An 8,963-nucleotide genomic window follows, 5' to 3' on the forward strand; every position below is an offset into this window, starting at 1 on the left:
TGTTACCATCGGCAACGTTACGAACGGACATAATCGCTGAACACTTAGGCGGACATTTTCCCTGGACGGCGACACGTTAGCGCACAGTTTAAGCTTGGCGCTGACACCTGTCGGGTATCTTCGTTGATGGTATAGCCTAGCTTCCCCAACTCACTCTCGGCTCTTTCAATAACCTCCAAGTTAGTGTCTCGTCATGGCTCGTTTCTTTGCCCTTGCAAGGACCACATTCTACTTTCTAGTATCGCTAGCTTGGATTATCTGCTTGATGTGGGTCAGATACGTGCATTCGTTCTCCTGCCCCAAGATTACAACTCAAGCCGCAGCCACACCAACTCGTACCTGTCGATGAACGTGCGCGCCGCCTCACGAAACCCCAGCTTGTGGTACAGGCAGATGGCGGGCTTCTGTGGGGTGGTTGTGCTGAGTACCAGGTTGCGGATTTCGTGGTGGCGACACCAGTCGATGGCGACCTCTGTTAGCCGGGTGCCGATGCCCTGTCTCCAGGTGTCCTCGGCGACTCGCATCAGACGTAGCTCCGCGACGTCGTCACGCAGGCGCAGTTCCAGGCTCAGGTAGTCTGGGAGCCGTACTGCACCTGGTCTTCTACGATCTCAATAGCACGTGGACGGTCGAGGTCCACACCGTGACGAAGGCGTCCACGAACAGTGACGAGTCGAAATGGCTGTGGACTAGATAGTTTGCGGCGTACCTGTTCGGCAGGTTGGCCGTCTTGTGAAATGTTCGTTCTCATCTTCAGAGGGTAACATGGTTTCGCCAGACCAGACCTACGATCCCAACCTGTTCAAAAGCCCGTCGTTCCGGCGAAGGCCGGATGGGGGCGTCCTTCGACAGGCTCAGGATGAACGAAGGCGGGCAAGATGCCCGCGCTCCAAATAGGAGTGCCTACTAATCTGGGACAGGCTCATGAACCTCTCCATCATCATCCCGGCCTTTAACGAGGTGGACTACCTTCCGGCCACGCTGGACTCGATTCGGCGGGCGTCGGAGCGTCTGCGTGACCGGGCTGACGTTGGTGTGGAGGTGATCGTCGTCGACAACAACAGCACGGACGACACTACGGCAGTAGCTGAGGATCAGGGTGCGACGGTGGTCGGTGAGCCGGTGCAGGGCATCGGGAGGGCGCGCAATTGTGGGGCGAGCGTTGCGGAGGGCGATGTGCTGGTGTTCGTGGATGCGGATGTCATCGTGCCGGTCACGCTCCTGGAAGTCGTGCATGAGGTAATGAGCGACCCTGGGTGTATCGGAGGCGGTGTCGACGTGGAGTACCGTCCCCGGCGGCTGGTCATCAGGCTCTACCTGCGATGCTGGCGGCAGCTCGCGCGACTCACTGGGATGGTCCAGGGGGCCACGCAGTTCTGTCGCAGGAGCGCGTTCGACGCTGTCGGCGGCTACGACGAGAGTGTGTGGATCGGCGAGGACGTCGACTTCCTCTGGAGCCTGAAGAAGCTCGCGAGGGGGACGGGCCAGCGCGTCCAGGTCGTGAGGAAGCCAAGGGTGCTGCCGTCGACCCGGCGATTCGACAAGATGCCGGTCTGGAAGGTGCTGCTGTTCACCAACCCGCTCTTCATCGCGCTGTTCCGACGGTGGAAGGCGGCGTGGGCGGACTGGTACAAGCGTCCGGTGCGGTAGACGCCAGAACTCACCAGGGGTTGGTGGCGTCCATCTCCCACTTGGTGATGTTCGTGACGGCGATAGGGCTGTCCTCGGCGAAGAGCCTGAAGCCCCTGCTGTCGTCCCTGGTGGGGTAGACCCTCTGGACGATGCAGGTCCGCGAGTTGACGAATATCTCGATGATGGAGCGGTCGATGAACACGTCGATGTCCAGCCTTGCGCCTGGCTCCAGAGGGAACGGCACGATCTGCTGACGGACTCCACTGGAGTGGTCGCGCATGTCGCGGCCGTAGCTCAGGTCGTCGTTCTGGCTGGCCCTCTCGAAGTCGACCACGAACTGCTGACTCTCAGCGTCATAGGCCACGACCGTCTCCTCTTCGCCTCCAGGCGAGCACAGCAGCTTCATCCCGAAGCGTGAGGCGTCGTTCGGCTCGATGGTCAGCTTGATCTCCATGCAGTCGTACTCGAAGCCGTCGAGCGTTATCTCCTCGCCTTCAGATAGGGTGACGTCGTCGTGGCGGCGCTCGTCGTGGCGCAGGGAGCGCAGCTCCTCGACAGGATCGATGAGCAGGCTGTTGTCGTCGTCGGGTGTGAACTGCCACGGCAGCGTCATGATGCTGTTCCAGCCGAACGTCTCCCAGTTATGGCCGCGAGCCTCGCGAACCCAGCCCCAGAAGATCCGTCTGCCCCTGTCGTCCAGCAGCGTCTCGGGGCCAACGACCAGGCTGCCCCGGTGGCCGAGCTGACCGTGGATCTCGGGGTAGAACTGCTCGTTCTCGTACCGCCCGATGTAGTACTGCGCCTTGCCATAGGGCTGGTGCGTGTGCATCACCAGCATGTGCCTGTCGCCGAAGGGGAAGAAGTTGGAGCACGCGCAGTCTTCGATCTCCTCGGTCCACTTCCTGTCGGACTTGTAGAAGGGGCCAACGTACTCCCACTCCCGCAGGTAGCTGGACCTGAACAGGCTGGTGGAGTCGCCCTCGTAGCTGGGACGGAAGTTCTTGTTGCCGATCAGGGCGTAGTAGGTGTCGCCCTCCTTCCAGCCGCTGGGGTCGAAGATCACGCACTCCGGCAGCCTGCTGGAGGCCCTTGTCTCCTCGCCCTCCAGCCCCGGGTCGAGTGGTATCACAGGGTTCTCAGCGAGAGGGACCCAGTTGTCCAGGTTGTCGTCGTGGCTCTGGTAGATGCAGATGCCCCGACCGGGCATGTTGGTGATGATGGTGGGCACGTCGGCGCCTGCCATCACGTCGCCGCTGTTGAAGTAGTCTCCCCTGCTGCCCTCCAGCGGCTCACGCAGTGACGCCTTGTGGTAGCGCCAGTGGAGGAGATCCCTGCTGGAGACGTGCTGCCAGCTCGAGAAGTCGCGCTGGCCGTGACCGTTGGGGATCTTCTGGAGGTAGCCGGTGTGGTACCTGCCCTTCCAGAACACAGTGCCGTTGACGTCGTTCCAGCGACCCTCCGGCGGCACGAAGTGGTACCGCGGCCTGAACTTGTCCGCGACAAGCCTCTCCCGCATCTCGTAGGACTGCATCAGGTATTGGTCGAAGTCTTTCATCTACGTCACTCCGTGGAGCTATTGCGGGGATCTCGGGCTGGGAAGACTGGCTGTGTCCAGGCGCGGGGGCCGGAGGAGGAGACTACGGTGGCGCGGATGTAGTCTTCGGTCCCGTTGGTCCTGTACTCAGCGGTGAGGCCTGAGGTCTCGGCCAGTAGCTCGCCGTCTTTGCCGGTGAAGCGGGTTGTGTAAACGAAGTCTCGCTCCTGTTCGATCTCAAGCGAGATTCCCTCTGCGGAGCACTCCAGCCGGGTGAGGGTCACGCCGGTTGAGGCGTAGAACCTGCCTGACGCCAGGCCGTCTACGATCGCCTCCTGTGTCAGCTCGTCGGCCTGCACCATGACCCAGCCACGTCCGGGATTCGACATCCACGGTGCGAAGTCGTGATAGTTGTGCGAGTCATCGGTGGCCACCCCGAAGATCACCCGGCCGGCGCTGAGAACGCCGTCCCAGATCTCTTCGCAGCTCGGTCTGTCGGGAGCGCCGAAGAGGTTCGTGCCCGGGTGTCCGTTGAACACCTCCAGCAGGCTGGCGCCCTTGACCTGGCTTATTTGCCGGTGGTCGAACGCCCACTGAAAGTTCGGGTGATTGATGGATGCTATGCCGCCGGCCTGGACTATCGCGTCGACGTTGGCCTGCAGCGTCGAGACCACGTCGTCAGCGTCGATAGGCTCGACGATCCGCGAGATGCCTATTCCATTGATGTGTACCGGCGTTTCGCCGCCGTGTATACGGACGCTGACCTCCTCGCCCGGCACCATCAGCGGCTTTCGGAAGCGGCGCCGGCCCGAGCCGTAGTCCAGCAGCGTCAGGTGATTGTGGTCGCTCAGCACCAGGAAGTCGTAGCCGTGTCTCCGGTACCAGCTCGTGACCTTGTGCGGGTCCTCGTCGCCATCCGACTCGGTCGTGTGCGTGTGGATGTTTCCCTTGTACCACTGTGCTCCGCTCATCCATACCGCCTTTCGGTGAGACACCAGGCCATAGTTCGGTGCCCAAGTATACAGGCCCACCAGGTAGCAGTTCAGCCCTCATCGAAAGCTGGAGCCTGTGTCAGTTTGGTGGGCAGTGTTTTCACCCTCACCCTAACCCTCTCCCTGAGGGAGAGGGGACTTTAGATTCCGTAGGGAGGCACCCACCAAATTGACGCAGCTTCCGAAAGTTGAGTCGTCTGTTACCGTAGGCCTTGGGTGACCCCGTCACCCGGCACAGTGGGGTCAGTAGTCCAACAGCGAGGAGGAGGAGGATATGAAACTCTCAATTGATAGGGTCCAGAGGCTTGGAGTCATCGAAGACCTCCCGTACGCGAAGATGATCGGTGACAATGAGTTGCGTGAGCTCGTCTACGACGCCTGGGCGATGTCTCTCTCGTCGAGCAGCTTCGACAGGATCAACGACATGGCCTGCTCCGGCGGCCCCGGTGGGCCGGAGTTGAAGGGACGGGGCCAGGCGGCCCATCTCAACGGAGTGGCCCGGATCGGCGTATCCATTGCGCAGGGGCTGAAGGACGAGGTCGGCCACTTCCATGTGGACATCGACGAGGTGATCGCCGGAGGTCTGTGCCACGACCTAGGCAAGGCGTGGGAGTACGATCCCGCCAACATCGAGAGATGGAGCGACCCTCGGATCACGGGTGCGCCGTCCATGCGCCATCCGGTGTTCGGGGTCTTCGTCGCGCTTACTGCAGGCCTGCCTGAGCAGATCGCGCACATCGCCGGCGGCCACTCAGCCGAAGGCCTGAACATCACCAGGAGCCTGGCCGGCGAGATAATCGCGATCGCAGACGAGACGTTCTGGAAGGTCCTCGCGAGCGGCCAACTTCTGGAAGGCTAGCCCGTCGCGGCCTCGGACTCGGGGTGGGTGGTGAGCAAGGCGCAGGAGACTCTGCGCTATCTCGGACGCTGATCGTACCCGCGGTGTCTCAGGGCTTGCGGGCTACCCAGATCATCTCGGTGCTGGACTCGTCGAAGTCGGAGAGGTCGAAGTCGCCGTAGAGGGACTCGATCTCGAAGCCGCATAGCTGCAGCATGTAGTGGACCTCCCAGCGGTGGCAGTAGCGGAGCTGGTAGTCGCGGTACATGCTGCGGGTGACGACGTTGTCGCGGTCGAGATCTTCGATCAGGATACGCACGCTGACGATCTGGTTGTGGAAGTCGTACCGGCTCTGCTGGTACAGCACGCGGGTGAGACCGGTCTCCGGGTCGGTTACGTCCATGAGGTGTCGCAGATCGTCGCTCTGCTCCAGCGCCATGTTCGGGTCGGGGACGAATATGTTGAAGACCAGTATGCCCTCGGGCTGGAGGTGTTCGTAGATCCGGCGCAGTGCGCTGAACTGGTCCTCGACGGTGAGCATGGCAAGGAAGCCCCTGAACGGCATAGTAACCAGCGGAAATTTTTTTCCCTTTCCTTCTTGATCGCGAAGGGTGAAGTCTCTTATGTCTGCCTGGATGAGTTCGAGGCTGCCGGCGTCTTCACCTAGGTTGGCGACCTTGCGTGAGGCTACCGCGAGCATGGCTTCGGAGTTGTCCACGCCGACGACGTCTATGCCATGCTCGGCTGTGGGGACCGCGACTCGGCCTGTGCCGACGCCGAGCTCGAGTACCGGGCCTCCTGACTCGATGGCGGCGCTGGTGTACAGGGGGATGTCGGAGCGGACGTATGAGTAGACCGAGTCGTAGATCTCGGCCCAGGGATCGTAAATGGTTTCTTGGCTATTGGGCATGGTGTAGGTGGAACAGTGTTAGTCACCGTCTTTCTGAGGGAGATGAGAAAAGTAGGTGTTCGAGCTTCTCACCCTCACCCCAGCCCTCTCCCTGAGGGAGAGGGGGTCTTTTGGTTGTCATTTAACTTTGTCTGAGCCTACCCCTGTCAGCCCGTCAAGGGAGAGGGGGTAGTTATCAGAGTCTTTGGGCGATTGGCTCATGTTATGCGCTGGTCAGGTATTCGAGGGCGGCTCGGATGCGCTCTTCGTCGGGGGCCTCGGACTTGGTCCTGGAGATGGCTTCGTGGGCCTCGGTGTAGCCGTAGCCGAGGGCTGTCAGCGCGTCGACGAGGTCGGAGTCCACTCCCCCACCGTCGGTGCGAGCGAAGTCCAGGTCGAGCTTGCCCTTCAGCTCCAGCACGATCCTGCTGGCTGTGCGGCGTCCGACTCCGGGCACAGTCGACAGCGCCCTAGTGTCGCCGGCCTCGACAGCCTCCAACAGCGACATGGGGCTGAAGCGTCCCAGCATGGCGAGCGCGAGTCGAGGGCCGATGCCGCTGATGTTCAGCAGCGTCTCGAAGGTGTGCTTCTCGTCCTCAGTCGGAAAGCCGTACAGGGAGATGCTGTCCTCCCTGACCTGGAGGGATGTGTAGAGTGTGATGTCCTGGCCGACCCTGCCGACGCCGTCGATGGCGGTACCGGGAATGCTGACGCGGAGTGTGATGCCGCCCATACCGACGTCGACCCAGTCCTCGCCGGTCCGCTGGAGAGTGCCAGAGATCGATGTGACCAGTGATGAGACCATCGGCTACTCCCACATCTCGATGCCGAGTGTCTGGGTGGACTGTACGTGGCAGATGGCGACTGCCAGCGCGTCGGCCCTGTCGGGCGGATCGAGCGGGTCTGAGAGTCCGAGCAGCGTCTGCACCATTCCCTGGACCTGCTCCTTGGAGCTTCCGCCGTAGTCGGTGACAGCCTTCTTGACCTCGCGAGGCGCGTAGGTGGTGACGGGCACGCCGTGAGACGCGGCTGCGATCATAGCGACGGCCTGCGACTGTCCGATGGCCACAGCGGCCTTGACGTTGCGGGACACGAAGGGCGACTCGATCGCGACGACCTCAGGGTTGAGGTCCTGCACAATGGAGTCGAGGCGTTCGTGGAGCCACGCGAGGCGCTCGGCGATGCCGGCCTTGCGGGGCGGGTTGAGCGCCGTGGACAGGGTAACGGCGTACTGGTCGCCGTCGACCTCGACTGCGCCGATGCCCATGCTGTAGGTTCCGGGGTCTATTCCGAGTACGATCAAATGCTGGCTGCCAGGTGATTATCCACTAAGGGCCCGAAGGGCTCTAAGTGTGTGTAGAAGATTATGCACGAAATGGGGTCGACAGGCTAAGGGGATCAGGCGTTGTTACTGGTGGGTTCCTACTTTCGGTGAGGGCTTTTCCCCCTCACCCTGAGGGAGCTGACAGGGGTAGGTAAACCGGCAGTTCGTTCGTCCTGAGCTTGTCGAAGGACACCCCCGGCCCCTGGATTCCCGCTTCCGCGGGAATGACGGCTTCTGAATACTTACCCCTCTCAGCCCGTGAAGGGAAAGAAGGTTATCGGATGGCTTGGTACCAGGGTGGCAGGGTGTCTTCGGCGCCGGACCAGGTGGCCTGGCATTGGCAGTCGAGGTCGGTTGGGAGTTCTTCGATGGCCCGGCGGAGTATGGGGGCGAGGTTGTCGGGGGTGATCATGACCCAGTCGGATGCGTCTTCGACGCCGGCGACGTCGCTCAGCCAGGACAGGCCTGCGTAGCACATCTCGAGCTCTCTGAAGTAGACGACCTCGGGGTAGATCGTGGTGCAGATGAGGTCGGCGCCCCAGATGCGGTAGGCGTCGATCTCGGCAGGGGTCTCATTGTGCGGGCCCTGGACGCAGATGTTGACACCGCCGTCGTGGACGCGGCGGTCTGTCTCGGCACGAGCGGAGTCGACAAGTGCGCGGCGCAGTCCGGGGCAGAACGGGACGTTCATGTTGGCCCTGAACCAGCCCTCGTCGCCGTCGAAGACGGTCGTGGGAGTGCGTTCGCACATGCGAATGAAGTCGCTGTAGACGACGAGGTCGCCGACCCTGTAGTCCGTGTTGATCGCGCCGAAGCCGTTGAGAGTGATGACGCGGCGGACGCCCAACTGTCTGAAGGCGACGGAGTGGGCGGCGTGGTTGACGAGGTCGGCCTGCAGGTTGTCGTTGGGGCCGAAGCGCCGGATGTAGTAGACGGTGGCGGAGCCGATCCCGCCTTCGAGGACGCTGACGGTGCCGAAGCGGGTGTCGACGTCGATCCTCGTGTGGGTGCGTTCGAGGATTGGTTCGTAGGTGGATGCGCCTAGTATGCCGATGTTCATGGTTTTATTATCCACTAAGGGTACGAAGGGGGTTGAAGAAATTATCCACTAAGGGCACGAAGGGGCGCTAAGGGTTCTGTAACCAGACTTAGTGTACCTTCGCGGCTTTTTGATGAGGATGTTTATGGTTCTATTTGTCCACTAAGGGCACGAAGGGACTCTAAGTATCTTATGTCTATTTTTCCACTAAGGACACTAAGGTCTCTAAGTTTCTGTGAAGGCATTTAGTGTCTGTTCGTGTCCTTTGTGGATATGGTCAGTTGATGAATCTTTTCCACTCTAGTTTGCCGTGGCTGCCGAAGTTTATCAGGATGCCTACTTTGAAGCCTGTTGCTTTCAGATAGTTGAGTATCTGGGCGTGCTCTTTGCCTGAGAGGCGGTCAATCGCCTTGATTTCTATGAGGACCTGATTGAAGCAGACTAAATCGGCAAAGTAATTCTTGTCCAGAACACGGTCTTTGTAGCGTATCGTCACCGGCTTCTGGGATTCGAATGGAATCTGTCGATGGTGCAGTTCTGCCTCCATCGCTTCCTGATAGACGGCTTCGAGAAATCCTGGCCCCAGTTCCCGATGCACTTCGATAGCGGCGCCCACGACCGCATATACTTCGTCCTTTAGCAGGCTGCTGAAAAAGGCTTGCTGAAGCCTCGTTCTTTGGGTTGGCGAGATACAATGCACTCACCAGTCCAACTG

The 8,963-nt window shown here is 60.9% G+C and carries 10 protein-coding genes; 2 read left to right on the plus strand and 8 right to left on the minus strand.

Annotated elements, in window-relative coordinates:
* Window positions 1–305 precede the first annotated feature (305 nt).
* On the minus strand, window positions 306–524 hold the full coding sequence (locus tag J4G14_13990; protein MCE2458900.1) for a GNAT family N-acetyltransferase: 219 nt from the start codon (window positions 522–524) through the stop codon (window positions 306–308).
* A 400-nt stretch (window positions 525–924) separates the two neighbouring features.
* On the opposite strand from J4G14_13990, the gene J4G14_13995 reads away from it, so the two are divergent.
* Window positions 925–1,650, plus strand: coding sequence for a glycosyltransferase (locus J4G14_13995; GenBank protein ID MCE2458901.1), 726 nt, complete (start codon window positions 925–927; stop codon window positions 1,648–1,650).
* A gap of 10 nt (window positions 1,651–1,660) precedes the next feature.
* On the opposite strand, the gene J4G14_14000 is transcribed toward J4G14_13995, so the two are convergent.
* Window positions 1,661–3,187, minus strand: a complete 1,527-nt coding sequence (locus J4G14_14000) for a glycoside hydrolase family 32 protein (protein MCE2458902.1) — start codon at window positions 3,185–3,187, stop codon at window positions 1,661–1,663.
* Window positions 3,188–3,192: 5 nt separating this feature from the next.
* A complete protein-coding gene (locus J4G14_14005) occupies window positions 3,193–4,137 on the minus strand; it encodes a CehA/McbA family metallohydrolase (protein MCE2458903.1) in 945 nt (314 codons plus the stop codon).
* Window positions 4,138–4,432: 295 nt separating this feature from the next.
* Here J4G14_14005 and J4G14_14010 point away from each other — a divergent pair, with 295 nt between their 5' ends.
* Window positions 4,433–5,017 (plus strand): HD domain-containing protein, encoded by a 585-nt coding sequence (locus J4G14_14010; protein MCE2458904.1) that lies wholly within the window; start codon window positions 4,433–4,435, stop codon window positions 5,015–5,017.
* A gap of 88 nt (window positions 5,018–5,105) precedes the next feature.
* Here the strand turns inward: J4G14_14010 and J4G14_14015 are convergent, their stop codons facing one another.
* The 5 genes from J4G14_14015 to J4G14_14035 form a co-directional block, all read right to left on the minus strand.
* A complete protein-coding gene (locus J4G14_14015; protein ID MCE2458905.1) occupies window positions 5,106–5,906 on the minus strand; it encodes a class I SAM-dependent methyltransferase in 801 nt (266 codons plus the stop codon).
* Window positions 5,907–6,108: 202 nt separating this feature from the next.
* On the minus strand, window positions 6,109–6,690 hold the full coding sequence (gene ruvA / locus J4G14_14020) for a Holliday junction branch migration protein RuvA (protein MCE2458906.1): 582 nt from the start codon (window positions 6,688–6,690) through the stop codon (window positions 6,109–6,111).
* 3 nt (window positions 6,691–6,693) lie between these two features.
* Window positions 6,694–7,188, minus strand: coding sequence for a crossover junction endodeoxyribonuclease RuvC (gene ruvC / locus J4G14_14025; protein MCE2458907.1), 495 nt, complete (start codon window positions 7,186–7,188; stop codon window positions 6,694–6,696).
* A gap of 295 nt (window positions 7,189–7,483) precedes the next feature.
* The gene (locus J4G14_14030) at window positions 7,484–8,269 is read right to left on the minus strand and encodes a hypothetical protein (GenBank protein ID MCE2458908.1); all 786 of its coding nucleotides are present in this window, start codon (window positions 8,267–8,269) and stop codon (window positions 7,484–7,486) included.
* 256 nt (window positions 8,270–8,525) lie between these two features.
* Window positions 8,526–8,891, minus strand: coding sequence for a GxxExxY protein (locus J4G14_14035; GenBank protein ID MCE2458909.1), 366 nt, complete (start codon window positions 8,889–8,891; stop codon window positions 8,526–8,528).
* Between the last annotated feature and the right edge of the window lie 72 nt (window positions 8,892–8,963).

Source organism: Dehalococcoidia bacterium (genome assembly GCA_021295915.1).
GTDB lineage: Bacteria > Chloroflexota > Dehalococcoidia > Lucifugimonadales > UBA1123 > VXRN01.